Consider the following 561-nt stretch of genomic DNA (forward strand, 5'->3'; position numbering starts at 1 on the left):
TAGCTCTGTTGTTTTTAAGCGATTCATAAGATCACAAAACACCATGAATGTTCCCTCGCTTCCCACATTTTTTAATACTATTAGTTCATTGATATATAAAGGCTAATTCTGGGGATACTTTAGGGAGGTGATGCTTTCCTGCAGGCAATGGGGCTTCATCAGTCTGAAGAACTACTTTATATTTCTCGTTTTGTTCAGTTCTGCCGCCGCCATGTAATTTCCAGTAACAGCTAACATAGATTTCGTTAAATAATTTAGGTGAATCTAGCTCGATATCGACATAGCCACTAACGACTTCACCAAGGGTATAGTGCTCTTTTTTAAGTGATAACTGTAATTCCATGGGCAACTGATTAAAGGGAGGGGGGAGATACTCCTGAGATTATCATATATATAACGTATTAAAAAGTAATAGGAAAATGGGTTTGCTAAGTTATTGCATATTCTCACCAGCTTTGATCATCCAATGGCATTAACTTTGATCACTTATTCTCATTAAGCTTTGATCACGAAAATTACGCGATAATGATCACTTTTGTGTTCTTAATGATTTTGCCGATC

The 561-nt window shown here is 36.5% G+C and carries 1 protein-coding gene; it reads right to left on the minus strand.

Going from position 1 to position 561, the window contains the following annotated elements:
- Positions 1-85 precede the first annotated feature (85 nt).
- The gene (locus tag H5187_RS23945; RefSeq protein WP_182798520.1) at positions 86-343 is read right to left on the minus strand and encodes a hypothetical protein; all 258 of its coding nucleotides are present in this window, start codon (positions 341-343) and stop codon (positions 86-88) included.
- Between the last annotated feature and the right edge of the window lie 218 nt (positions 344-561).

The organism is Pseudoalteromonas sp. SG44-1 (assembly GCF_014164315.1).
GTDB lineage: Bacteria > Pseudomonadota > Gammaproteobacteria > Enterobacterales > Alteromonadaceae > Pseudoalteromonas > Pseudoalteromonas rhizosphaerae.